Below are 26,586 nucleotides of genomic sequence, written 5' to 3'. Positions count from 1 at the left end.
GGGCCCGGCGAGGGGGAGGGAAGCGGATGCCCGGGTTCAGGGCGCGGGCGGGGCGGGGAGGTTCGGCTGGCACGAGGCCGAGAAGGTCGCGCTCGCCGGCGCCAGACCCCAGCCCTGGGCGTCCCAGCCGACGGTGACGGACACGCCGTCGACGCGCACGGCGCCGAGGGGGACGTTCCAGGTGCCGGCCTCGTGGACGAGCGGAAGACCCGCAGCGTCGAAGTAGCGCAGCCCGGCGTTGCCGAACGTGAACGCCGCCGGTGAGCCGTCGGGGGCGTTGGAGGACTGCCCGCTCACGGCCAGCGGCGTCCCGCCGACGCACGAGTCGACGCGCCACGTCGCCTGCACCTGATAGGGGGCGCTCCCCGCGCGCGGGCTCACCGTCGACCACGCCGTCGCGGTGCCCCAGAACTCGTGGACGTACCGCACCTGGATGCCCGGATCCCCGCCGAACACCCCGGTGCCCGGGCCCCAGCCCTGGAACTCGACCCGGTTGCGGTTGGGAAGCCGCTCGGTCGAGGTCGGCTGCTCCCGGATCAGCCACTCCGCGCGCTGCGCCGACACCTCCGGCCGTCCGTCGACGACGAAGGTCCAGCCCTCCGGCGCGCGGCCGGACTGCTGCGCGCGGACGGTCCCGGTCGCCTCGACTCGTCCGAAGGACGCACCGTCCCACCACGACTCGGCGCACATGCGGAAGGCGTACTCCTCGCCGTCGGCCAGACCGGGGAACGTCACCGTACCGCCCTCCTCGGTCACCGTGCAGCCACGGCCCTCCGGCACGATCCCGTAGCGCAGGCGCGATCCGTCGCCGTTCACCGTCGCGCCGGCGCGGGCGGTCACCGTCGAGGTGCCGTCTCCGTTGGACACCGAGGTGAGGGTCAGCTGCGGCGACAGCGGGCTTCCCACGCCGTTCGCCGGCACGGTGACGGCCTCGCCGGCGGCGCTGCCGCCGAGGCCGGGCGGCACGTCGAAGCGCGAGAACGGCGTCACCGTCACCGGCGACGACGTGTTGCTGCCCACGCGGTACGAGGTGACCTCCACCCTCGTCTCGCCGGGTGCGACGGGCACCCGCACGACCTCGCCGGCGGGGCTGGCGATCTCGAGGCTGCCGGTCTCGGCCGCGTCGATCCCGTCGACGACCAGCCGGACGACGCCGCCGGCCCCGTCACCGGTGACGACGGGCGCGGCCGTCACGCCGGCCGGCCGCAGCGGAGCGTCGTAGGCCCATGCGACGGTGCGCACGCTCCCGCGCGATTCCCCGACCGCGTTGACGGCCCACGCGTCGTAGGTGCGCCGCTCGCCGTTGGGGGCCGCGATCGGCGGGCACACGCCGTCAGCCGAGCATCGCACCGCCTCCTGTCCGGCGGCGCGGACGACGAAGCCCGAGAGCCCCGGGTAGGCCAGTCGCGCCTCGCCGGGGTCCACGCGCAGGGTCAGCGTGCCGTCGCCGTACGCCGTCTGCACCACACTCGCCGGCGTCCTGGGGTACCCGAGCAGATCCAGGACCAGGCGGCCGTCCCGCTCAGACCTCGTGATGCGGCCCTGGGCGTCGCGCACCGAGAAGCTCGCGGTGCACGTCGCGCCCGGGGCATCCGTCGTCCACGTCGCCGCGATGGAGGTCGCCGACACCACCTGGAACCCCACGCCCGTGCAGGCGCCCGTCGCCCGCACGCCGACGAGCTCGAGCGGGGTGCGCGGCAGCGGGTTGATCTCGCCGCTCGCTCCGACCACCGTGATGGTGCACGACGCGCCCGCCGCCTGCGAGCACTGCTGCACGACCGATCCGCCCTGCGGCAGCGTGGAGGGAGCGGCACCGACGCGCAGGATGAGGCGAGCGGGGGCGACAGCCGGATGGCTGGTGACCGACACGACCACGGTCTCGTCGCTGCCGGGCACCGCGCGGTCCGCGCCGGTGACGGTGAGGACGGATCCCTCCTGCGCGACGTCGAAGGCGGTGCCGGCGTGCTGGACGGCGTACCGGATGCCCTCCCAATCCGCGCGCAGCTGCCACGTCGTCATGTTGCGGAGGTCGAACGAGACCTGCTCGCCCGGTCCGACGGTGATCGAGCCGGGGCGCAGCTCGGGCTGCGGGTCGCGCGGCACGATCGTGAGCGGCACCGACAGCAGCGTCCAGTCCTCATCGCCCGCGAGGCGGACCGGCACCTGGCACGCGTCGACCCACGGCGCGCCGGCACCGGCGTCGTAGCGCACGACGGTGCCCGCGTCGACGACGCACCGCGCCTCGGACCGCGCCCCCGAGGCACGCAGTTCGCCGCCGACCTCGAGGACGGTGCCCCGCGGACGGGCCACCAGATCGCTCATGTCGAACGTGGTCGACTCCAGCTCCGCCACCGGCGGCGGGGCGACCCCCGCCCGCAGCGTCAGCGCCACGTCGTCGTCGCCGGGCACGCGCAGGAAGCCGTAGGTCACCACCTCGCCCGAGGCGCCCTCGCCGGTCACCGCGAACGGGATGAGCCGCGTCGTCGCCGGCAGCTCGCCGCGAATCCGCGAGCCGCTGACGCTCACCCCGTTCTGCTCGCCCCACAGCGAGACCTCGAGGTCGCCGATGTCGCCCCCCGACCAGATCACCTTGCCGTCGAGCACGTCGACGCCGCGGCGGAAGTCCTCGCGCGTCTCCACGGTCAGGACGGTGTCAGCGACGATGGGATAGTCCGGCACGCTCTCGCGCACCACCCTCACCACGATGAGCCCGCGGCCGGTGTTGCCCGACGACGACTCGACGTCGTAGAGGAAGGACATGGTTCCGGGGCTCTCGCCCGCTTCGATCACGACGGTCGTGTCGTCGGTGTCGGAGATCAGCCCGTCCAGGCGGGCGAACTCCGCATTCTCGCTGCCGTCGATGAGCGTCTCGGGGACGTCGGGACGCACGTCGGCGACCCGGAGGCGGCCACCGGTGGGATCGACGTCGTTCGAGAGAGGACTCACCCGGATCGTGCTGCCCTCCCCGGCCTGCACCTGCACGTAGTCGGTGAACGTCACCGGGCTGGGGTTCGCCTCGCCGTCGAGCACTCCGACCCGGGCCGTGCCCTCTGCGGTCTCGCCGAGCGCGTCCACGACGCGGTAGCGGAAGGAGACCTGGCCGCTGTCGCCCGGCACGCTGGTGTAGAGGATCGACGCGCCGTCGGCAGTGATCGTGGCGGCGCCGCGTTCGGGCTGCGACACGATGCGATCGAGTGTGACGACGTCGCCGTCCGGGTCGGCGCCGAAGCCGTCGAACGCGATGAGCGCCGACTGACCGCTCAGCACCCGGCCTTCCAGGGTGTCGGCCGACGGCGCCCGGTTCGCGTCGTCGTCGATCACCCGCACCCGCACCGTGGCGGTGTCGGCGAGCGCCGGCGCCCCGGTGGTGAACACCGAGTACTCGACCGCGTACTCCCCCGGCTCGTCGGGCGCGAGGTAGCGCAGGAGATCGCCCGCGCCGAAGGCGAGCGCGGCATCGCTGGAGGAGCGCACCGACGCGGCGTTGAGAGTGGGGCGGCCGCCGGCCGGGGAGATGTCGTTGTCGAGCACGGGGATGTCGATCTGCGCGCCGGCGCGGACCACCACGGCGTCGTCGACCGCGATGGGCGCGAGCTCGGGGGCGGGCGGAAGGAGGTACACCGTCGCCTCCCCCTCGACGCTCGCGCCGGCATCCTCGGTGCCGTCGCTCACCACGTACGAGACCGTCCCGAGCCGCCCTGCGGCGCCGTCGGCGGTGGTGCCGGCGACGCGGAGGTGGTTCTGCCCGACGGCGTCGACGGTCAGCGTGGCGCCGGCATCCGCGCTCGGCACGACGTCGCTCAGCAGCAGCACCCGTCGAGTGGGGTTGGACACCGCGTCGAAGACGTCGAGCGTGGCGTCCTGCTGCGGATGCACGAACGCCACCACCGGTGAGGTGGCCAGCTGCGCCGGGGCGTCGGCGGGCAGCAGCGTGATGCGGACCGTGGCGGTCGCCTCCGTCGTGCCGTCGGTCACGGTGAAGTCGACGCGGAAGGTGCCGGGGTCGCGCGCGCCGAACTCGAAGGACGTCGAGCCGGCGATCACAGTGGCCGTCGCCTGGGCATCGTCGACCACCCGGACGGAGTCGAGCGAGACCAGCCCGGCCGTGCCGGTAAAGTGGTCGGCGACGTCGACGGTGAGCGCGGATGCCACGGTGTCGCTGACGGCGAAGGACTGGGCGACCAGCTGCGGCTGCGGCGACACGGTGATCGTGAGGGGCTTGACCGCCGTCCGGCCCCGGGTGTCGGCGACCGTCACCGCCAGCTCGATCAGCTGCTCGCCCCCCTCACCGGTGTCGCTGTGCTGGTAGACCACCTCGCCGCCCGGGGTGGCCGCGACCGAGCCCGGCCCCGTGCGGTTCTCGACCGACAGCAGGAGCAGCGGATCCCCTTCGGGGTCCACCCACCCGGGGAGCACCGGCACGGTGACGGTCCCACCGCGCGCGACCTCCGGGCGCGGCCACTCGATCAGACATCGCTCGACACCGCACCACTCCGGCGCGGAGTCGGCCTCGGGGCCGGCCGCCGTCAGCGTGACGGTGGTGGGCTCGGAGGCCAGTCCGTTCTCGGCCGTCCCGTCCATCACGGCGTACGAGAACGTCGCCGAGCCCGTTGCGCCGGGCTGCACGCGCACCGCGAAGCGCTGCAGATCATCGGTGACCGTCACCGACCCGAAGCCGGGGTCCAGCCCGCTCACCGACGCGCGGTCGATCGTCAGCACGTCCTCGTTGGGGTCGTGATCGTTCATGAGGACGGGCAGCGACACGAGGGTGCCGGCACGAACCCCGAACGCGTCCGGTTCGGCGATCGGCGGCTTCGGGTCGAGCACGACCTGCAGCTGCTCCTCGCTGGGAACGGCATCAGCCTCGGTGCGGTCGTCCAGGCTCCAGTCCTGGCTCGAGGGGATCAGCCTGCCGGTCGGCACGGACCACGCCCATCCCGACCGGGTCTCGTTGAGGATCACCGCCGAGCCGCTCGCGACGAAGACGGGCCGGACCTCGTCGCCCAGCTCGCGGCCGCCGTAGTCGAGCGGGATCTCGCCCTCGTCGGACCGCCACAGCCGTCCGCCGGCCTCGCCCTGCGCGAGCCACGCCGCGTACGTGACGCCGTCGTTCGTGATCGGCTGCGCGGGGGTGCCGAGCACCGCCCCGTCCCCTTCGCCGGCCTCTCGCGTCATGGCCGATCCGTCTGCCGGCACCCGCACCAGGGCGGTGTCGTCGGCGAGGTGCACCGCCGTCCCGTCGGCGTCGGGGGCGCCGACCACCACGGGGCCGGTGGTGGGAGCGGGCGCGGAGCCGTCCTGACCGCGCAGCCACACCTCGCCGTCCTCCGCGTCGACCACGACCCACGTATCGCCCGCGGCGGTGATCGCGGGCACCGCCAGGCCCTCGGCATCCACCTCGTCGCGGCCCCGCACGTCGCCGGTGCGGACGTCGTAGCGCAGCACCGAGTCGTCGTCGGACGAGTAGGCGAAGAGCATGCCGCGTGCGTCGACGGCGACGGCATCCGCGGTGTACTGCGGCGCCTCGTCGTCTCCGGCGCGGAACGGATCCACCTGCACCGTGGTGCCGCTGGAGAGGCGGCCCGCGTAGACGGCGCCGGAGTCGGTGCGGTACGCGACGTAGTCGCCCGCGGTGACCGCGTCGATGGTGCCCGGAGGCGTCTTCTGCGAGGACCGCAGCGCCTCCTCGTCGAGGTCGGCCGGAAGGGCCGCGTCGATGCGCGTCACGGTGCTGTAGCTGCCGCTGAACAGATACGCGGCGTCCCCCGTCTGCACGACCTGGTCGGGGTTGCTGATGCGGCGGACGGTGTCGAGCTCGCCGACCGAGGTGTTCACGCGCGCGTACCGCCGGCCGTCCCCGGTCTGCAGCGCCCACACGGCGGTGTCGACCTCGGGCGTCTCCTGCGCGTCGAGGCCCGGCCACACGACGCTGAGGCCGACGACCGTCGCCACCACGGCGCCCGTGGCGATGAGTCCGGCGAGCGTGCCGCGCCGCATCAGAGCACCCCCGCGAGCAGCAGGGCGACCACGACCGCTCCCGCGCCCACCGCGAGACCCGCGCCGATGCCGACGACCCACGGCAGCGCCGCACCGGCGCGGCGCCCGGCGAGAGCCGAGATGTCGGTGTCCTCGTCCCGGGCGAGGGAGGTCAGCTCGACGCCGCCGGCGGCCTTGCGCGTCACCTCCCGCTCGACGCGGGAGCGGGCCGGGCCGCGCAGGCCCGAGTCGGCGAAGTCGACGGGGACGGATGCCGGGGCCCACTCCGTCCCCGGCACCTCGAGGGGCGTCGGCGAAAGCCCGAGCTCGGCCTGCACCTCGCGCAGCGCCTCGCCGAACTCGCGGGCCGACCCATAGCGCCGCCCCGGATCCCGGCTCATCGCGCGGGCGAGCACCTTCTGCAGCGACGGGGGGACGTCGGCCCGGGGGATCTCGACGTAGCTGGCGCGCGCGATGCGCCGGCGGAGGAGGTCCTTCGTGTTCTGGCCGCGCTCCCGGCGCTCGAACGGACTGTGGCCCGCCAGCAGGGAGTACACCGTCGCGCCGAGGCTCCACACCTCGCTGGCGACCGTGCCGCTGGTGTGCTCGGCCACCACTTCCGGTGCGCTCCAGGGGATCGACATGGCCAGCACCTCGCCACCGCTCCGGCGCTGCAGCGACGCCGAGATGCCGAAGTCGGCCAGCACCGGAGTCCCGAAGGTCGTGATGAGGATGTTGCTGGGCTTGACGTCCCGGTGGATGAGTCCCGCGCGGTGGGCGGACTCCAGGGCGCTGGCCATGCGCACCCCGATCGTCAGCACCTCGTCCACGGGGATGCGCTCCACCCGGTATCGCTGCGCGAGCGAGCCGGGGCAGAACTCCATGACGATGTACGGCCGGCCGTCGGCCGAGATGCTCGCCTGATAGACCGTCACGATCGACGGGTGGGCCGACAGGTGGGCGAGCACATCGGCTTCGGCGTTGAACATGCGCCGCAGCTCGGGGTCGCGGACGTCGCTGGGCAGCACCTTCACCGCGACGTTGCGGCGGGGCATGTCCTGCTCGTACAGGAAGACGTCGGCGAAGCCGCCCGAGCCGAGCGGACGGATGTAGGCGAGTCCCGGAAGGATGGGAGGCGCCGAAGGGAGTCGCGTGGCCACCGCACCCCCTCGTCCGCACCGAGCACGACCCGTGCCGCAGACCGCGGCAACAAACCCGGCCATGCTAACAAAACCACCTGCGTCGCCCTCCGCTCCACACCCCGCCGTGTGGACAGCCACTCGGGCCGGCGCGCCCTGCGATCGGGCGCCGGGAGATGGCCGACGGGAGGCGCAGCAGTGCGGCACCGGCCGAACGTCGCCGGAAACCCCGGGCCCGTCAGTCCAGGCGCCGGCCGTCGCCCGGGTCGTGCGGGTCGAAGGGCGCGTCGAGCGACTTGGTGAGGTCGGCGAGCATCGCCTCGATCTGCGGCTCGACGTACTCGGCGATGGCGGCCTGGATCCGCAGCCGGTGGTGCAGCAGGATCGTGCACACCTCGCGGCCGACCATGTTGGCGTAGTCGTCGGCGAGGCCGACCTCCTGCCGGAGCGCGGCCTTGGCCTCCTCGCTGAGAGGCGGCAGGGCGGGCACGTCGGCGTCGGCCGCTTCGGCGAGTCCGGCGACGGTGAAGAGGAAGGGCGCGCCCGGGATCGGGTCCGGGTCCAGGGGAAGACCCTCGAACTCGGGGTCGAGGCCCTCGGCGGGCCGGTAGCTGCGGGCGCGGTTGCGCGCCGCCTGCTGGTCGAGCTCGGCCTGCAGCATGGGCAGGTTCAGCGCGGTGTACTCCGCGACCGACCGGTCCACGATCGCCTTGATGCGGGTCGACAGGCCGTGCTGCACGCCGTGCGGCACGTCTGCGCCGAGCCCGGCAGCCGACAGCACCGGCGAACCGAAGCACCGGCGGCACGGCGCCGTGCGGCCCCGGTGCGTGGCCGGCTCCCAGCGCGGCAACCACGCCAGCCAGGCGTCGACCGCCTGGCTGACCTGGGTCTCGAGGGACCGCTCCACCTGCACCACGCTAGTACGCCGCCCGCGCGCACGCCCGGATTTCCGCGGAACAAAGCCCCGACCCGGCGTCACTCGTCGTGCTCGTCCTCCCAGGGCCAGCGCGGCCGCTGCGCCCGCGTGCGCACGAGGGCGATCCCCGACCACGCGCACACGAAGGCCGCCGCCGCGACCGCCACGCCGAACCACGACGTCGCGAGGCGACCCGCCACTCCCGTCGCGACCCCGAGGTCGGCACCGGTGAAGAGGGCGCCCAGCCACACCCCGCCGATGTAGGCCAGGAAGCTCGCGGCCGTCGTCCACGCGGCGCCCCAGAACGACGGATGCCGCTCCTCGGCGCGCCCGATCGACGCCCACAGCCCCCCGGCGAAGGCGAGCAGGGCGCAGACGACACCGGCGATCCCGGGCACCTGACCGAGCCCCGGGGTGGCGATGATGTCCTCGCCGGTGACGAGGCTGGTCATGCCGAGCGCGAAGATGACGAGCGCGACGAAGGCCATGCTCGCGAACGCGAGCGCGACGGCCGGCCGCACGGATCCGTGCGGCTCTCCGCTCCCGCGATCGGCGGCCATGCGGCCAGCCTACGTCGCGGGGTCGTCCGGGTCTCGGCCGCCCGCGCGACCGCGCCGGCGCGCCTCCGCCGTCGAGACATGGGGTTACGGCCGAGACAGGGGACGTCGTCCCTTGTCTCGGCGCGGATCCCCTGTTTCGCGGTGGGAGACGGGGCTCGGCACCGGCGCGACGTGGCCGCCCGCTACGCGCGGACGAGCTGCGGACCGGCCTCGAGCGTGCGCTCGTACTCCCGCTGGGCCTCGACGTTGAGCTCGGTGACGCGCTTGCCGCGCGACGCGACCCACGCGCCGAACCAGATCGTCAGCTCACGGCCGATGACGAATGCGGCGATCGCAAGCGGGGCGAGGAGCTCCGCGGTGATGAGCTCGGATCCCTCGCGGGCGGTGAGCTCCCAGAACGGCGCCTGGAACAGTGCGCCCAGGAGGTGCCCGCCGTACGCCGCGAAGCCCACGAAGATGCCGAAGATGACCCAGGCGCCCCACCGGCCGCGGTTGATGATCGCGCCGAGCAGCCAGAACGCGATGAAGAACACCACCGTCGGCACCCACAGCGACCACGTGGCCAGGGCCGCGAGCGCCGCAGCGCCGACGTTGGCCACCGTGACGTCGCCGCGCAGTGCGCCGACGCCGAGCCAGGCGGCGAGGTACAGCACGGCGAAGGCCAGGGCGGCGAGCAGCCCGATGGCGCCCGCGGCGGCGCGGTTCCCGCGGGGTCGCGGGGCTTCCGGCGCCTGCACGAAGATCGGCTGCGGAGCCGGGGCGGTGGGGCGGTCGGCGACGGGCTCGCTGGAGGTCACGACGGGTGCGGCGACCACGGTCGGCGACTCGTCGGCGGGCGGCGCGGCGGTGTGGGAGCGGTAGTCCAGGGACGCCGCCTCGGGCGAGTCCCACGGATCGGGCTCGGCGTCCTTCGGGGCGGCGACAGGGGCGGCCGGCGCGGCGGCGGGAGCGACCCCGGCGTCGGTTGTCCGCTCGGACGAAGACGGAAGGTCGTCGCCGCCCTCGGCGGCGCGTGCGTCCGCGACGGACGCGGAGGAGTCGACGTCCGATGCGTCGGGAGTGCGGGCGTCGGCTGTGGGGGCGTCGGCGGTCCGGTCGCCGTCGACGGCTCCGCGACCGGCGGCCTCGGCTTCGGCGAGGCCCTCGTTCGCGCGACCGACGACGTCGTCGACGCTGCGAGGCTCTTCCACGGGGTCGCCGTAGGTCGACTTGGGGTCACTCATCGCAGGCACTCCTCACGCAGGGCTGATCCCTGCAGAGGCAGAGTAGCCCGGCGCGCCGCGCATCCCCGGGAGGCATGCCGCGCGTGTAGCGCGATCGCCTCGCGTGCACGCCGATGCGCGGTGGGGTGCGCGAAGCGGGGAGACGGATGCCCCTACCCTGGGCGCCATGGCACCTCGCGTGAAGCGGGTCGCCGCAGCCGCGGCATCCGCCCTCTGTCTCGCCGCTCTCGTCGCGTGCGCTCCCGACCCGGACGCCGCCGACTCGCCGGCCCCCGGCACCCCGACGGCCACCCCCACGCGGACCGCCGCACCGAGCCCGAGCCCCTCGGCGACCGGGCGTGCCGAGATCCCCGACGACTGCCGCGCGATGCTGACGCCGGGCGTGCTGTCGCAGCTCGAGGGCGTGCCGCTCAACGACCCGGCGTTCGGGGCGTCGGGCCCGCAGCCGGGCGGCGGTCTGATCTGCGTGTGGCGCGACCCCGCAGCCGACACCACGGGGCTCGTCACGACCATCTCGTACATGTCGCGCGGCCCGGCACTGGACATGCTCAACCAGCTCGTGGCCGAGGAGGGGTTCACGTGCTACACCCCGGTCGGCGGCACCCGGTGCGAGAAGACCTGGCCGAATGAGACCTATCCGGTCACCGACGGGCGCACGCTGTTCTGGCGCGACGACATCCTCATCGACACGCGGTACTCGAATCTCGCCCCGACCGGCTACACCGACGCCGTCGTCGGGGCCATCTTCCGCTGACGCGTCACCCCCACACTGTGCGATCCAGCCGCGCTCCGTAGTCCTCGGGATGCCAGCGGGTCTGGACGCTCACCAGCCACAGGCCGTCGCGGAGCGTGTGCTCTTCCAGAACGGGGCCTCGCTCGCGCGTGCAGGTCAGCTGCGCGCCGGTCCGGCACGCGTAGCCGTCCGCCGACAGCGCCACCTCGGCGAGCGTCGCCGCCTCGGGGTCGATCCTGGCGAACGTCGTGGCGATGTCGCCGCTGTCGAACCGCCAGGCGCACGTCACCAGCACCTCCGGCGACGCGGCGTCGGCGAACGCGGTCGCGGCCGTCGCCGGCGCGGCAGCGGACTGGTTCAGCAGCGACCCGGGGCGCCACATCAGCTCGTTCCACAGGTCGTCGGAGTACAGCGTGCGGCAGTCGATCGCGGCGCCGTCGGCCGCCTGCTGTGCGAGGGTCATCGCCGGCGTCGCGACCGGCTTCGGAGCCGTCGCGCTGCGCAGCGTGTCGCCCACCCAGGCGAGGGCGACGGGGATCATCGGCAGCGACAGCCACACCAGCACGCCGAGAACCGCCGCGCACACGAGCCCGGCGGGCACCGCGATCCACGAGTTGCGACCTCCGACCCGTGCCATGCGGTTTCCCTTCCGCGTCCACGGTAAGCCGGGGACGCGGATGCCACGCCGAGGCGCGCAGGGACGGCTGAAATCGCCCGGCCAGACACATAATCCACGGCGTCGCACCTCGGCGGGGGAGGACGTGTGGACACCGGCTCCGGCGGCCACTGCCCGCGTCCAAAGGCGGCACATGCTACCCGCCGGCCCCCTTCGTCACCACCCCCTCGTCTCGACCACCTCCTCCAGCGACGGTAGACACCCACGGCGGAACTTCCAGGGTCCTGCACGCAGCAGGGCCGACGCCGCACGTGAGATGGAGGAGGAGCATGTCGACTTACGACACCGATCCGTATGCGAACCAGAGCACGGGTTCGGGCCAGGGCACGGGCTCTGGTGACATGAAGGAGCGGGCGACCGAGGCGGTCGCCGAGGTGGACGCGGGCGCCATGCACGTCGCCGGCGTCGCCGGCGAAGAGGTAAAGGGCGTGGCCCACGACGCCAAGCGCGCCGCACGCGGGTTCCTCGACGAGACCCGCTACCAGCTGTCCGACCAGGCGTCGACGCAACAGCGCCGCGCGGCGGGGATGCTGCGCAGCACGAGCGATGAGCTCGAAGGACTCGCCTCGGGCAACGCCACAGGCGGCGGGGGCGCTGCGACCAGCGCGGTGCGCGCCGTCGGCGAGCAGACGCGCCGCGTGGCCGACTGGCTGGAGCAGCGCGAGCCGGCGGACGTCGTGTACGAGGTGCGGTCATTCGCACGGCGCCACACGGGTGCCTTCCTGGCCATCGCGGTCGGAGTGGGCGTCGTCGCCGGACGGCTGACGCGCGCGCTCGTCTCGGAGTCGCGCAACGGCGACCAGGGCACGAGCGGGACGGCCGTCGGACGGCAGCCCGCACTCGCCACGAGCGCGCCCACGGCCGCGGGCCTCGGCGGCGCGACCGCCGGCGCGGGCACCGTCGGCGCGACCGGCTACGAGGGCGACACGCCCATCGGGAACGCGCTCGCCGGCGACCCGCTGACCGGCGACCCGCTGACCACCGGCGCCGACCCCGGCCTCACCGCCGGCGGCGCTGACGAGTGGTCGGCGACCGGAGAGGGCCGACGATGACGGACATGCCCACGCCGTCTCAGCAGAAGGCGGCCGAGACATCGCTGGGCGAGCTGGTCGGCGAGGTCTCGCGTGACCTCTCCGTCCTCATGCGCAAAGAGCTGGAGCTGGCCAAGGCGGAGCTCTCCGAGTCGGCCAAGCGCGCCGGCAAGGGCGCGGGTCTCCTGGGTGGAGCGGGGTACGCGGGCCTCATGGCCGTGTTCTTCCTGTCCGTCGCCCTCTGGTGGGGGCTCGGCGACCTCATCGACAGCCTCGGCTGGTCGGCCGTGATCGTGGCCGTCCTGTGGGGCATCGTCGCCGCGATCCTCTACGCCGTCGGACGCAAGCGACTGAAGACCGTGCAAGGGGCCCCGAAGACGGTCGAGACCGTCAAGGAGATCCCCGACGCGCTCAAGAGAAATCAGGAGAACCGATAATGAGCAGCAACCCAGACCAGATCCGCGCCGAGATCGAGGTGACGCGCGACGAGCTCGGACGCGACGTGGACGCGCTCGCCGACAAGGTGTCGCCTCCCAAGATCATGGAGCGGCAGAAGACCCGGGTGCGCCAGGTGCTCGGCGACGTGAAGGGACGTGTCATGGGCGTGGCAGACGACGTGGGCGGTTCGGCATCGTCCGCCGGGCACGCGGTCGGCGACAAGCTCGGTGCCGCGGGCGAAGCGGTCAAGGATCTCCCCCACAAGGCCCGGCAGTCGACCCAGGGCACGCCCCTGGTCGCGGGCCTCGTGACCGCGGGGATCGGATTCCTCATCGCGAGCCTGATCCCCGCGACCGACGCCGAGCGGCGCTGGAGCACGCAGCTGCGCGACCAGGCGCAGCCGCTCGTCGACAAGGCGGTGGACAAGGCCAAGGGCGCCGCCCAGGACGTCGCGCAGAACCTCAAGGAGCCGGCGAAGGACGCCGTCCAGGAGGTCAAGGAGTCGGCCGTCTCGTCGGCCGAGACCGTCAAGGACGAGGCTCAGCACACCGCTGAGCGCGTCAAGGAGAACGTCAGCAGCGGCGGGTCGGGCGGCTCGTCGTCGACGACCCAGTACCCCGGGCAGGGCCTCGGCTGAGGCATCCGTCCCGAGAACCACGAAGGACCCCGGCCGAATGGCCGGGGTCCTTCGCCGTGTGTCAGTTGTAGTCGGTGGAGAAGCCGTCCGTCGAGAAGCTGTCGAAATCGACGTAGCTCAGGTCGGCGTCGGTGTAGGCGCCGTCCGAGGCGAAGATGCGGTTGGGGTACCGCTCGCTCTTGGCCTCCTCCGTCGCCTCGACCGCGACGTTGCGGTACTTCGCAAGTCCGGTTCCGGCGGGGATGAGCTTTCCGATGATGACGTTCTCCTTGAGGCCGACGAGCGGGTCGCTCTTGCCCTCCATGGCCGCCTGCGTGAGGACGCGGGTGGTCTCCTGGAACGACGCGGCCGACAGCCACGACTCCGTCGCGAGCGACGCCTTCGTGATACCCATCAGCTCGGGGCGACCCGACGCGGGGCGCTTGCCCTCGGCCACGGCCTCGCGGTTGATCGACTGGTAGCGCTTGAAGTCGACCAGCTCACCGGGCAGCAGCGTGGTGTCGCCGTGGTCGACCACGGTGACCTTGCGCAGCATCTGCCGGACGATGACCTCGATGTGCTTGTCGTGGATCGGCACACCCTGCGAGCGGTACACGTTCTGGACGCCGTTGACGAGGTACTTCTGCACCTCGCGGGCGCCCTGCACACGCATGACCTCCTTGGGGTCGAGCGTGCCCACCTGCAGCGGCTGGCCGACGGTGACGTGCTGACCGTCCTCCACCAGAAGCGTCGCGCGCTTGAGGACCGGGTAGACGTGCGGCTCGTCGCCGTTGTCGGGCGTGAGGATGACCTTCTTCGACTTCTCGGTCTCGTCGATCGTGATGCGACCGTCGGACTCGGCGATCGGCGACGCGCCCTTCGGGGTGCGCGCCTCGAACAGCTCCTGCACGCGAGGAAGACCCTGCGTGATGTCGTCGGCCGACGCCGAACCACCGGTGTGGAACGTGCGCATCGTCAGCTGGGTGCCGGGCTCGCCGATCGACTGGGCGGCGATGATGCCCACCGCCTCGCCGATGTCGACGATCTTTCCGGTCGCGAGCGAACGGCCGTAGCACTTCGCGCAGACACCGACGGCCGAGTCGCAGGTGAGCACCGAGCGGACCTTGATGGACTCGACGCCCGCCTCGACGAGCTTGTCGATGAGCACGTCGCCGACGTCCTCACCGGCCGAGGCGACCACGTCGCCGTTGGCACCCGTGGCGTCCGCGGCGAGCGTCCGGGCGAACACGGAGTTCTCGACGTTCGCGTCGCGCACCAGCACGCCGTCGGCGCCCGGGGCGGCGATCGTGAACTCGAGGCCCTTGGTCGTGCCGCAGTCCTCCTCGCGGATGATGACGTCCTGCGAGACGTCGACGAGTCGACGGGTCAGGTAGCCGGAGTCCGCGGTACGCAGGGCCGTGTCGGCCAGGCCCTTGCGGGCACCGTGCGTGGCGATGAAGTACTCCGCCACCGACAGCCCCTCGCGGTACGAGGAGATGATGGGACGCGGGATGATCTCGCCCTTCGGGTTGTTCACCAGGCCTCGCATACCCGCGATGTTGCGGATCTGCAGCCAGTTACCGCGAGCACCCGACGACACCATGCGGTTGATGGTGTTGTCCTGCGGGAAGTTCTCGCGCATGGCCTTCTGGACCTCGTCGGTCGCCTCGGTCCAGATCTTGATGAGCTCCTGGCGACGCTCGGCGTCGGTGGTGAGACCCTTCTCGAACTGGCCCTGCACCTTCGCGGCCTGCTTCTCGTAGCCCGCGACGATCTCGGCCTTGTTCGGCGGGGTGAGGATGTCGCTGAGCGCGACGGTCACACCCGAGCGCGTGGCCCAGTAGAAGCCGGCGTCCTTGATGCGGTCGAGGGATGCCGCGACCTCCACCTTCGGGTACTCCTCGGCCAGCTTGTTGACGATCTGCGACAGCTTGCCCTTGTCGGCCTGCTCGCGCACGAACGGGTAGCCCTTGGGGAGCGTGTCGTTGAAGATCGCCTGGCCGAGCGACGCGTCCACGAGACCGTGGCGCTCGTACCCGTCGGGCGCCTCGCCCTCGAGGAAGGTGAGCCCCGGGATGCGGATGCGGACCTTCGCCTGCAGGTCGAGGGTGCCCTCGTCCTTCGCGAGGATCGCCTCGCCGACCGAGCCGAACACTCGACCCTCGCCGGCGGCGCCCTCCTTGACCGTGGTCAGGTGGTGCAGGCCGATGATCATGTCCTGCGAGGGCAGGGTCACCGGGCGGCCGTCCGACGGCTTGAGGATGTTGTTCGACGCGAGCATCAGGATGCGCGCCTCGGCCTGGGCCTCGACCGACAGCGGCAGGTGCACGGCCATCTGGTCGCCGTCGAAGTCCGCGTTGAACGCGGCGCAGACGAGCGGGTGCAGCTGGATGGCCTTGCCCTCGACGAGCTGCGGCTCGAAGGCCTGGATGCCCAGGCGGTGCAGGGTCGGCGCGCGGTTGAGCAGCACGGGGCGCTCGCGGATGATCTCCTCGAGCACGTCCCACACCTCGGGACGGGTGCGCTCGACGGCGCGCTTGGCGGCCTTGATGTTCTGCGAGTGACCGAGGTCGATCAGGCGCTTGATCACGAACGGCTTGAACAGCTCCAGCGCCATCTGCTTGGGCAGGCCGCACTGGTGGAGCTTGAGCTGCGGGCCGACGATGATGACCGAACGGCCCGAGTAGTCCACGCGCTTGCCGAGCAGGTTCTGACGGAACCGGCCCTGCTTGCCCTTGAGCATGTCGGACAGCGACTTCAGCGCGCGGTTGCCGGTGCCCGTGACGGGGCGCCCGCGGCGGCCGTTGTCGAAGAGCGCGTCGACGGCCTCCTGCAGCATCCGCTTCTCGTTATTGACGATGATCTCGGGCGCGCCGAGGTCGATCAGACGACGGAGGCGGTTGTTGCGGTTGATCACGCGACGGTAGAGGTCGTTGAGGTCGGAGGTCGCGAAGCGGCCACCGTCCAGCTGGACCATGGGGCGCAGCTCCGGCGGGATCACCGGAACGACCTCGAGCACCATCGAGGCCGGGCTCATGCCGGTCGCGAGGAACGAGTTGACGACCTTCAGTCGCTTGATGGCGCGGATCTTGCGCTGGCCCTTGCCCTCCGAGATCTGCAGGTGGAGGCTGTCGGCCTCGGCCTGCAGATCGAACGACTCCAGGCGGCGCTTGATCGACTCGGCGCCCATGTGGGCCTCGAAGTACTGACCGAAGCGGTCCTGCAGCTCGTGGAAGATCTCGTCCTCGCCCTTGAGCTGGCCGACCTCGAGGTTGCGGAAGTCGTCCCACACCTTCTCGAGGCGGGTGACCTGGTCATCCGCGTTCTTGCGGATGGCGGCCATCTCCTTCTCGGCGGCGTCCTTGACCTTCTTCTTCTGGTCGGCCTTGGCGCCCTCCTCCTCGAGCGCGGCGAGCTCCTCCTCCAGCTTCTGGAGGCGGGCGGCCACACGCGCGTCGCGGCGGTCGGCGAGCGTCTTCAGCTCGAGGCGGATGTTGCTCTCCTGCGTCGGGAGGTCGCGGTGGCGCGCCTCCTCGTCGACAGAGATCACCATGTACGCGGCGAAGTAGATGACCTTCTCGAGGTCCTTCGGCGCCATGTCCAGCAGGTACCCGAGGCGCGAGGGCACGCCCTTGAAGTACCAGATGTGGGTGACGGGCGCGGCGAGCTCGATGTGGCCCATGCGCTCACGGCGCACCGAGGACTTGGTGACCTCGACGCCGCAGCGCTCGCAGACGATGCCCTTGAAGCGGACGCGCTTGTACTTGCCGCACGCGCACTCCCAGTCGCGAGAGGGTCCGAAGATCTGCTCGCCGAACAGGCCGTCCTTCTCGGGCTTAAGGGTGCGGTAGTTGATGGTCTCGGGCTTCTTGACCTCGCCGTAGGACCAACGACGGATGTCGTCGGCGGTGGCCAGGCCGATGCGAAGCTGATCGAAGGTGGTTGATTCGAGCACTGGTTCTCCTGTGTCGGAAATTCTTTATGAAATCGGTGATCGAGTAGCCCGCGAGGAACGAGCGGGCGTGTCGAGATCAGATCTCGTCGATCGACGACGACTCGAAGCGGCTGGAGATGTTGATGCCGAGCTCCTCGGCGGCACGGAACGCCTCATCGTCGGTGTCGCGGAGGTTGACCGACGAGCCGTCGGCCGAGAGGACCTCGACGTTCAGGCAGAGGGACTGCATCTCCTTCATGAGCACCTTGAACGACTCGGGGATGCCCGGCTCCTGGATGTTCTCGCCCTTGACGATCGCCTCGTAGACCTTGACTCGGCCGAGGATGTCGTCGGACTTGATCGTGAGGAGCTCCTGGAGCGCGTACGCGGCGCCGTAGGCCTCGAGGGCCCACACCTCCATCTCACCGAAGCGCTGACCGCCGAACTGCGCCTTACCACCGAGCGGCTGCTGGGTGATCATCGAGTACGGGCCCGTCGAGCGCGCGTGGATCTTGTCGTCCACGAGGTGGTGCAGCTTCAGGATGTACATGTAGCCGACCGAGATCGGAGCCGGGAACGGCTCGCCGGAGCGGCCGTCGAACAGCTGCGTCTTGCCGGACGAGTCGATCAGGCGCTCGCCGTCGCGCGTGAGGTTCGTCGAGTCCAGCAGACCCGCGATCTCCTCCTCGAACGCGCCGTCGAACACCGGCGTGGCGACCTTGGTGCCGGGAGCGGCCTCGCGAGCGCCCTCGGGCAGGCGCGCGGCCCACTCCGGGTTGCCCTCGACCTTCCAGCCCTGCTTGGCGACCCACCCGAGGTGGGTCTCGAGCACCTGGCCGAAGTTCATGCGACCGGGGATGCCGAGCGGGTTGAGGATGACCTGGACCGGCGTGCCGTCCGCGAGGAACGGCATGTCCTCGACGGGGAGGATCTTCGCGATGACGCCCTTGTTGCCGTGGCGGCCGGCGAGCTTGTCGCCCTCGGTGATCTTCCGCTTCTGGGCGATGTAGACCACGACGCGGCGGTTGACGCCCGAGCCGAGCTCGTCGTCGCCGTCCTCGGCGTTGAACTCCTTGACCGCGATGATCGTGCCCTGCTCACCGTGGGGGACCTTCAGCGACGTGTCGCGCACCTCGCGGCTCTTCTCGTTGAAGATCGCGCGGAGCAGGCGCTCCTCCGCCGACAGCTCGGTCTCGCCCTTGGGCGTGACCTTGCCGACGAGGATGTCGCCGGGACGCACCTCGGCGCCGATGCGGATGATGCCGCGCTCGTCGAGGTCCTTGAGCAGGTCGGGGCTCACGTTGGGGAGGTCACGGGTGATCTCCTCCTTGCCGAGCTTGGTGTCGCGGGCGTCGACCTCGTACTCCTCGATGTGGATCGACGAGAGGGTGTCGTCCTTCACCAGGTCCTGGCTGAGGATGATCGCGTCCTCGAAGTTGTGTCCCTCCCACGTCATGAACGCCACGAGGAGGTTCTTGCCGAGGGCGAGCTCGCCGTCCTCGGTCGCGGGACCGTCGGCGATGACCTCGCCGGCCTCGACGCGCTCGCCGGCCGAGACCACGACGCGCTGGTTGTACGAGGTGCCCTGGTTGGAGCGGTCGAACTTGCGCAGGAAGTAGTCCTGGGTGCCGCCTTCGTCCAGCTGCACCGTGACGACGTCGGCCGACACCTCGACGACCACGCCGGGCTTGTCGGCGATGACGACGTCACCGGCGTCGATGGCCGCGAAGCCCTCCATGCCCGTGCCGACCACCGGCGACTCCGAGCGCAGCAGCGGCACGGCCTGGCGCTGCATGTTCGCGCCCATGAGCGCGCGGTTGGCGTCGTCGTGCTCGAGGAACGGGATGAGCGAGGTCGCCACCGACACCATCTGGCGCGGCGAGACGTCCATGTAGCCGATCTCCTCGGCGTGGAACAGGTCGACCTCGCCGCCCTGGCCGCGGCGGGCCAGCACGCGGTCCTGCGCGAAGCTGCCGTCGGCCTTCAGCTCGACACCGGCCTGCGCGACGATGTAGTCGCTCTCCTCGGAGGCGGTCAGGTAGTCGATCTCGTCGGTGACCTTGCCGTCGACCACACGGCGGTACGGCGTCTCGATGAAGCCGAACGCGTTGATGCGCGCGAACGACGCGAGCGAGCCGATCAGGCCGATGTTCGGGCCTTCCGGGGTCTCGATCGGGCACATGCGGCCGTAGTGCGAGGGGTGGACGTCACGCACCTCGACGCCTGCGCGCTCACGCGACAGACCGCCGGGGCCGAGCGCCGAGAGGCGGCGCTTGTGGGTCAGACCCGCGAGCGGGTTGTTCTGGTCCATGAACTGCGACAGCTGCGACGTGCCGAAGAACTCCTTGATCGCCGCCACGACGGGGCGGACGTTGATCAGGGTCTGCGGCGTGATCGCCTCGATGTCCTGCGTGGTCATGCGCTCGCGGACAACGCGCTCCATGCGCGAGAGACCCGTGCGGACCTGGTTCTGGATGAGCTCGCCGACCGCGCGGATGCGGCGGTTGCCGAAGTTGTCGATGTCGTCGACGTCGAGGCGGATCTCGACCTGCTTGCCGCCGCGCACGCCGTCGAAGGTGACGTCGCCGCGGTGGAGGCGCACGAGGTACTTGATCGTCGCGACGATGTCGTCGACGGTGAGCACCGAGTCGGTGAGCGGCTTGTCGAGCCCCAGCTTGTGGTTGATCTTGTACCGGCCGACCTTCGCGAGGTCGTAGCGCTTGGGGTTGAAGTAGAAGTTGTCCAGCAGCGCACGGGCGGCCTCGGCGGCGACCTGCTCACCCGGACGGAGCTTGCGGTAGATGTCGCGGAGCGCGTCCTCCTTGGTGAGGATCGTGTCCTTCGAGAGCGTCTCCTCGATCGAGTCGAAGCCGGCGAACTCGCTGAGGATGTCCTCCGAGGTCAGGCCGAGGGCCTTGAGGAAGACGGTGACCGACTGCTTGCGCTTGCGGTCGATGCGGACGCCGACCTGGTCGCGCTTGTCGATCTCGAACTCGAGCCAGGCTCCGCGCGACGGGATGACGCGCGCCGACACGATGTCCTTGTCGGACGTCTTGTCGGGGGTCTTGTCGAAGTAGACGCCGGGCGAGCGGACGAGCTGCGACACCACGACGCGCTCGGTGCCGTTGATGATGAACGTGCCCTTGTCGGTCTGGAGCGGGAAGTCGCCCATGAAGACCGTCTGGGTCTTGATCTCACCGGTCTGGTGGTTCATGAACTCGGCCTCGACGTAGAGCGGGGCCGCGTACGTCTTGCCGCGCTCCTTGCACTCCTCGATGGAGTACTTCTCGGGCTCGAGGTAGGGGTTCGTGAACGAGAGCTGCATCGTCTCGCTCAGGTCTTCGATCGGGGAGATCTCCTCGAAGATCTCCTCGAGTCCCGAGACCTCGGGCACGTCGGTGCGGCCGGCGGCCTGCGCCTCGGCGACGCGCGCCTTCCAGGCTTCGTTGCCGACCAGCCAGTCGAACGACTCGGTCTGCAGCGCGAGAAGGTCGGGGACCGTCAGCGTGTCGGAGATCTTGGCGAACGAGAGGCGGGATGCTCCGCGTCCGTTCTTGGGGGTGGTGGTGGGGTTGGATGCGTTGCGCGCAGCAGCCAAGGGGATTACCTCCGTGGGCCCGTGTCGGGCTCGTTTCCTTGTCGTCAGGTGGAGTGCTCAGTCGTCCCCGAAGCCCGCGCGGCACTCCTCACGTGAACGAGAGGGGGCGCAGGCACAGCCGACCACCATATGAGGGCAGGGGGAATCCAAGAGCGCAAAGACCCATTATACATCGGATGACGCGCCGTGTCCACTCGGATTCTTGAAAAGTTCCGGATGCTGCGGTATAAGCGGCGACGGCCGCCTCCGAGCGCCCCGCCGCAGCCCTGCAGCGGGTCTCAGACGACCGCCTGCACGCGCACACCCGGAACGTTTTGCGAAGCGCGACGGCCGATCCATGGCGCATTCGCCCGGATGGGGCCAATATATGCACATGACTGGGGTGGGACACCCCGTGATCCGCACGCCCGACCAGCGGATCCGGGTGTTCGTGAGCTCGACGCTGCGCGAGCTCGCGGAAGAGCGCGAAGCAGTGCGGTCGGCGATCGAACGGCTGCGCCTGGCACCGGTGATGTTCGAACTCGGCGCACGGCCCCACCCGCCCCGCGACCTGTACCGCTCCTACCTCGCCCAGAGCGACGTGTTCGTCGGCATCTACGGCGACAGCTACGGCTGGGTCGCCCCCGACGAACAGGTCTCCGGACTCGAAGACGAATACAACCTCGCCCCCCGCGAGATGCCCAAGCTCATCTACGTCAAAGACACCGACACCCGCGACGACCGCCTCAAAGAGCTCATCTCCCGCATCCAGGCCGACGACACCGCCGCCTACCTCCACTTCCGCTCCGCCCAAGACCTCGAAGACCAAGTCGCCGGCGACCTCGCCATGCTCCTGGCCGAACGCTTCGACCAATCCCGCCGCTCCGAGCCCGTGAGCGTCTCCACCACACCGCTGACCGCGCGGGTGCCCGTTCCGTACACCGAGACCATCGGCCGTGACGGGGAGCTCGCCGAGATCCGCGCGCTGCTGGCCGGCGGGCAGCAGCGAGTGGTGAGCCTCATCGGGCCCGGCGGCATCGGAAAGAGCCGGCTGGCGATCGAGGCCGCCCACGCGAACACCGATCTCTTCCCCGACGGCGTGTACTTCGTGCCGCTGGAAGGGGTGCTCGAACCGGGGCTGCTGCTGCCGACGATCGCATACGTCCTCGGCATCCGCGACACCGGCGCCGCCGTCCTGGAGGAGCGCATCGCGCAGGCGCTGGCCGACCGGCACGTGCTGATCGTGCTCGACAACTTCGAGCAGATCGTCGACGAGGCGCCGGTCCTGGTGCGCCTCTACACGCTTGCGCCACGGGCCTTCTTCCTCGTCACCAGCAGGACGGTGCTGCGCATCCGCGGCGAGCGGGTGTTCGAGGTCGAGGCCCTCGCGACGCCGTCGGAGGAGTCGCCCGCGACACTCGGCCAGGCGCGCGCGTCCGCCGCGTGCGTGCTCTTCGCCGAGCGCGCCGCAGCTGCGATGCCCGGCTTCGCGCTGACCGCCGACAACGCGGGAGACGTCATCGAGATCTGCCGCCGCCTGGAAGGGCTGCCGCTGGCGATCGAGCTCGTGGCGGCGAAGATCCGGCTGCTGTCGCCGCATGACGTCGCCGAGCGGCTCGAGCAGAGCCTCCCCCTGCTGTCCACCTCCGTGCGGGACCTGCCCGACCGGCACCGCACGATGCGCGCGACGATCGAATGGAGCGTGGGGCTGCTGGGCGCCGAGCAGCACGCGATGCTGGAAGACCTCGGCGTCTTCGCGGCGAAGTTCACCCTCGAGGCGGTCGAGGCGGTGGGCGCCGGCCGCTCGTGGGGCGAACAGGCGATCGAGACGCTCGCCGCCCTCATCGACGCGTCGCTGGTGCAGCGCCTCGAGTCCGGCGGCCGGACGGTCTTCTCGCTGCTGGCCATCGTCCGCGAGTACGCCGTGGGGATCCTCGAATCCCAGGGTGGCGCGGAGGAGATGCGCAACGCCCACGCCGACTACTATCTGTCGCTGGTGCACCGGATCGCGCCGCGACTGCGAGGGTCCGAGCAGATCGCGGCGGTGGCGAAGCTCGGCCTGGAGGTGTCGAACCTGCGCGCGGCGGCCCGGCATCTCGTGCACGCCGACCGGCTCGACGACGCCGCCGACTTCGCGTGGACCCTCCTGCCCTACTGGTGGATCAGCGGATACTTCGCCGACGTCAGCCTGTGGATGCTCGAACTCCGCGGCAAGGGCCTGCCGCTGAGCGCCCGTACCCGGGCGATCGCCGCGTTCTTCCCGCTGTGGGCGGAGATGTGGCAGCGTCCCAGCGACCAGGTGGTCGACGGGCTGGGCGAGTCGGTGCGGCTCTTCCTCGAGTCGGACGACGAGCGGTCGGCGGCGATGGCGCTGGCGGCGCGGGCATCGACGCGGATGCAGTTCCCCGACGTCGACCCGGCGACCGTGCGCGCCGAACTCGGCGACGCCATCACGACGCTGCACGCCCTGGGGGACAGCTGGGCCGAGTCCCTCGCAGAGGTCGCGCTGGGGCAGCTCGGAGTGCTGACCCGCGACATCCCGCACGCCCTCGAGCACTTCGATCGCGCAGTCGCGATCGCCGACGAGGCGGACGACGCCTTCACCCGCGTCGTCGCCGGCAACAACCGGGCGCGGCTGCGGTTCATGCTGGGCGAGCGGGAGGCCGCCGAGCAGGAGTTCCTGCTCACGCTGACCCTGTCGGTGCGCCTGCACTTCGTGGACGGCGCGACGTACGGCATCGAGGGCATGTGCGCCCTCGCGGCGGTCCACGGCGACGGATGGCGGGCGGGCGCCCTGTCCGCCGTCGCCGCGACCATCCGCGCGACGACGGGGGTGTACGACATCGCCGGCTTCGCCGTGCACGAAGAGCCGCTCGCCGCGCTGCGCGCGGCGGAGCCCGAGAGCGTCGCGGCCGGCGAGCGCGCAGGCGCGGAGATGAGCCTCGTCGATGCCATCGGCCTCGCGCTGGCCGACGCCGACGCCGAGGTGCGCGAGAGGGTGCCCGCGTGGTGACGGGGATGCAGCACCACCCGGTGATCCGCACGCCCGACCAGCGGATCCGGGTGTTCGTGAGCTCGACGCTGCGCGAGCTCGCGGAAGAGCGCGAAGCAGTGCGGTCGGCGATCGAACGGCTGCGCCTGGCACCGGTGATGTTCGAACTCGGCGCACGGCCCCACCCGCCCCGCGACCTGTACCGCTCCTACCTCGCCCAGAGCGACGTGTTCGTCGGCATCTACGGCGACAGCTACGGCTGGGTCGCCCCCGACGAACAGGTCTCCGGACTCGAAGACGAATACAACCTCGCCCCCCGCGAGATGCCCAAGCTCATCTACGTCAAAGACACCGACACCCGCGACGACCGCCTCAAAGAGCTCATCTCCCGCATCCAGGCCGACGACACCGCCGCCTACCTCCACTTCCGCTCCGCCCAAGACCTCGAAGACCAGGTCGCCGGCGACCTCGCCATGCTCCTGGCCGAACGCTTCGACCAATCCCGCGCGCCGGTGCGAGCCGAGCCGGAGTCGGGCCCGAACCTCGTGGGCCGGGTGCCGGTGCCCTACACGACCACGATCGGCCGCGAGGACGACATCGAGGCGGTGCGCACGCTCCTGGCGCGCGGCACCGACCGCGTCGTGAGCCTCATCGGGCCCGGCGGCATCGGCAAGAGCCGGCTCGCGATCGAGGCATCCCTCGCGTGCGCCGACATGTTCCCGGACGGGGTGTACTTCGTGCTCCTGGAGGGCGTCCTGGAGTCCGGGCTGCTGCTGCCCACGATCGCCTACTACCTGGGCATCCGCGACAACGGCGAGGCGGCCCTCGAGGAGCGCATCGCCGTGGCGCTGGAGGGCCGGCGCGTGCTGATCGTGCTCGACAACTTCGAGCAGATCGTGGATGCCGCGCCCGTCCTGGTGCGCCTGTACACCGTCGCACCGGCCGCGACCTTCCTCGTCACCAGCCGCATCGTGCTGCGCATCCGCGGCGAGCGCGTGTACGAGGTGCCGCCGCTGACGACGCCCGCGGGCGACCGCCCGGCGAGCCTCGACCGCGCCACCAGGTCGGCGGCGGTGTCGCTGTTCGTCGACCGGGCGCGGGCGATCGACCCCCACTTCGACGTCACCCCCGACAATGCGCGCGACCTCGCCGACATCTGCCGGCGCCTGGAGGGGCTGCCGCTGGCGATCGAGCTCGCGGCGGCGAAGGTGCGGATCCTGAACCCCGCCGAGATCGCGGAGCGCCTGGAGCAGAGCCTGCCGCTGCTGACCGCAGCCGTCCGCGACCTCCCTGAGCGGCACCGCACGATGCGGGCGACGATCGACTGGAGCGTGAGCCTGCTCCCGGAGTCGCAGCGCGGTCTGCTGGAGGACCTCGGCGTCTTCGCGACGCGGTTCACCCTCGAGGCCGTCGAGTCGATCGGCGCAGGACGCTCGTGGGACGGGCAGGCGCTGGAGGCACTGGCCTCGCTCGTCGACGGCTCGCTGGTCAAGCAGGGTGAGATCGGCGGGCGGCGCGTCTTCTCGCTCCTGGCCATCGTGCGCGAGTACGCGATCGGACGCCTCAAGCAGCGCGGCGACGCCGACGAGGTGCGCCGCGCCCACGCCGACTACTACCGAACGATGGTCGCGCGGGTCGCGCCGGACCTCGGCGGACCGGGGCAGGCCGAAGCGGTCGCCCGGCTCGGGCTGGACCTGCCGAACCTGCGTGCCGCCGTGCGGCACCTCATCTACACCGACAGGCTCGACGACGCGGGCGATTTCGCGTGGAGCCTCCTGATCTACTGGTGGATCTCGGGCTTCTTCGCCGAGGTGCGGGTGTGGATGCTGGAGCTGCTCGAGAAGCAGCACGAGCAGCCGATCACCCCGCACACGCGCGCCGTCGCGTGGTTCTTCGCGCTGTGGGGCGAGATGTGGCAGCGCCCCAGCGAGCAGGTGGTCGCGGGCCTCGGCGAGTGCGTGCGGCTGTTCACCGAGACCGGGGACGAGGATGCCGCGGCGATGGCGCTCGCGGCACGCGCCACGGCGCGCGTGCAGTTCTCACTCCTCGACACCGACAAGGCCGAGGCCGAGCTCCACCAGGCGGTCGAGAGGCTGCGGGGGCGCGGCAACACGTGGGCCGAGGCCATCACGGATGTGTCGCTCGGGCGCCTGGCGTGGGTGAAGGGCGACACGGAGGACGCGCTGGCGCACTTCGACCATGCGACGTCGGTGGCCGAGGCCGGCGGCGACCTGTTCACGACGTCGGTCGCGGGGAACCTCCGCTCCCGTCTCAACTTCGAGCTGGGCCGCATCGAGGAGGCCGAGCGCGAGTTCGTGCACACGCTGCTGCTGTCGATCGGACTGCACTACGAGGAGGGTGTCGCCTACGGGCTGGAGGGCGTGTGCGCCGTCGCCGCCGCGCACGGCGAGGCGTGGCGGGCGGCTGCGCTCGCGGTGGCCGCCGGCGAGATCCGCCGCCGGATCGGCATCTTCGACGTGCAGGCGTTCACCGTCCACACGCCCTACCTCGAGATCCTCCGCGGCCACGATCCGCAGAGCGTGGCCGCCGGTGAAGCGGCGGGCGCCGAACTGACGGTCGCTGAGGCGGTGCAGCTGGCGCTGCCGGCGGCCGAATACGAGTCCGTCGCCGACAAGCTCCGCTCCTGGTAGCCGCGCGGTCGCGCAGGGGAGGCATCCGCTGTCCTGGCGTATCAGCCGCGGGACTTGCGGACTCTGGTGCGGCAAGGAGCGTGCTCATATGCTGTGCACCGACTGCGCTCCTCGGATCGCAGGG

The 26,586-nt window shown here is 71.4% G+C and carries 14 protein-coding genes; 6 read left to right on the top strand and 8 right to left on the bottom strand.

The window, feature by feature from the left end:
* Positions 1-36: 36 nt before the first annotated feature.
* From IR212_RS02540 to IR212_RS02520, 5 genes are all read right to left on the bottom strand, one after another.
* Positions 37-5,997 (bottom strand): Ig-like domain-containing protein, encoded by a 5,961-nt coding sequence (locus IR212_RS02540; protein WP_194397462.1) that lies wholly within the window; start codon positions 5,995-5,997, stop codon positions 37-39.
* Entirely contained in the window at positions 5,997-7,136 is a 1,140-nt protein-coding gene (locus IR212_RS02535) for a serine/threonine-protein kinase (RefSeq protein ID WP_194397461.1), read from the bottom strand. Before IR212_RS02535 ends, IR212_RS02540 begins: the two co-directional genes overlap by 1 nt.
* A 217-nt stretch (positions 7,137-7,353) precedes the next feature.
* The gene (locus IR212_RS02530; protein ID WP_194397460.1) at positions 7,354-8,022 is read right to left on the bottom strand and encodes a spermidine/putrescine ABC transporter substrate-binding protein; all 669 of its coding nucleotides are present in this window, start codon (positions 8,020-8,022) and stop codon (positions 7,354-7,356) included.
* 68 nt (positions 8,023-8,090) lie between these two features.
* Positions 8,091-8,591 (bottom strand): hypothetical protein, encoded by a 501-nt coding sequence (locus IR212_RS02525; protein WP_194397459.1) that lies wholly within the window; start codon positions 8,589-8,591, stop codon positions 8,091-8,093.
* 182 nt (positions 8,592-8,773) lie between these two features.
* Positions 8,774-9,814: an ABC transporter gene (locus IR212_RS02520; RefSeq protein ID WP_194397458.1), complete on the bottom strand. Its 1,041-nt coding sequence runs from the start codon at positions 9,812-9,814 to the stop codon at positions 8,774-8,776.
* Positions 9,815-9,980: 166 nt separating this feature from the next.
* Here IR212_RS02520 and IR212_RS02515 point away from each other — a divergent pair, with 166 nt between their 5' ends.
* Complete coding sequence (locus tag IR212_RS02515; RefSeq protein WP_194397457.1) at positions 9,981-10,568, top strand: hypothetical protein; 588 nt, start codon at positions 9,981-9,983, stop codon at positions 10,566-10,568.
* Positions 10,569-10,572: 4 nt separating this feature from the next.
* On the opposite strand, the gene IR212_RS02510 is transcribed toward IR212_RS02515, so the two are convergent.
* On the bottom strand, positions 10,573-11,184 hold the full coding sequence (locus IR212_RS02510; protein WP_194397456.1) for a hypothetical protein: 612 nt from the start codon (positions 11,182-11,184) through the stop codon (positions 10,573-10,575).
* Between the two features lie 308 nt (positions 11,185-11,492).
* Here IR212_RS02510 and IR212_RS02505 point away from each other — a divergent pair, with 308 nt between their 5' ends.
* From IR212_RS02505 to IR212_RS02495, 3 genes are read left to right on the top strand one after another with little or no spacing between them, the layout of a single operon-like run.
* Positions 11,493-12,275: a hypothetical protein gene (locus IR212_RS02505; protein ID WP_194397455.1), complete on the top strand. Its 783-nt coding sequence runs from the start codon at positions 11,493-11,495 to the stop codon at positions 12,273-12,275.
* Positions 12,272-12,691: a phage holin family protein gene (locus IR212_RS02500; RefSeq protein ID WP_194397454.1), complete on the top strand. Its 420-nt coding sequence runs from the start codon at positions 12,272-12,274 to the stop codon at positions 12,689-12,691. Before IR212_RS02505 ends, IR212_RS02500 begins: the two co-directional genes overlap by 4 nt.
* Entirely contained in the window at positions 12,691-13,329 is a 639-nt protein-coding gene (locus IR212_RS02495; RefSeq protein WP_194397453.1) for a DUF3618 domain-containing protein, read from the top strand. Before IR212_RS02500 ends, IR212_RS02495 begins: the two co-directional genes overlap by 1 nt.
* Positions 13,330-13,390: 61 nt before the next feature.
* Here the strand turns inward: IR212_RS02495 and rpoC are convergent, their stop codons facing one another.
* Complete coding sequence (gene rpoC, locus IR212_RS02490; RefSeq protein ID WP_194397452.1) at positions 13,391-17,263, bottom strand: DNA-directed RNA polymerase subunit beta'; 3,873 nt, start codon at positions 17,261-17,263, stop codon at positions 13,391-13,393.
* Positions 17,264-17,339: 76 nt separating this feature from the next.
* Positions 17,340-20,840: a DNA-directed RNA polymerase subunit beta gene (rpoB, locus tag IR212_RS02485; protein WP_194397451.1), complete on the bottom strand. Its 3,501-nt coding sequence runs from the start codon at positions 20,838-20,840 to the stop codon at positions 17,340-17,342.
* 373 nt (positions 20,841-21,213) lie between these two features.
* On the opposite strand from rpoB, the gene IR212_RS02480 reads away from it, so the two are divergent.
* Both IR212_RS02480 and IR212_RS02475 read left to right on the top strand, forming a co-directional pair.
* On the top strand, positions 21,214-23,832 hold the full coding sequence (locus IR212_RS02480; RefSeq protein ID WP_194397450.1) for a DUF4062 domain-containing protein: 2,619 nt from the start codon (positions 21,214-21,216) through the stop codon (positions 23,830-23,832).
* Positions 23,826-26,462 (top strand): DUF4062 domain-containing protein, encoded by a 2,637-nt coding sequence (locus tag IR212_RS02475; protein ID WP_194397449.1) that lies wholly within the window; start codon positions 23,826-23,828, stop codon positions 26,460-26,462. Before IR212_RS02480 ends, IR212_RS02475 begins: the two co-directional genes overlap by 7 nt.
* Positions 26,463-26,586 lie beyond the last annotated feature (124 nt).

The organism is Microbacterium atlanticum (assembly GCF_015277815.1).
In the GTDB taxonomy this organism is placed as follows: Bacteria; Actinomycetota; Actinomycetes; order Actinomycetales; family Microbacteriaceae; genus Microbacterium; species Microbacterium atlanticum.
The sequence above is the reverse complement of the archived record's forward strand: the minus strand, read 5'-3'. Positions and strand labels throughout refer to the sequence as shown.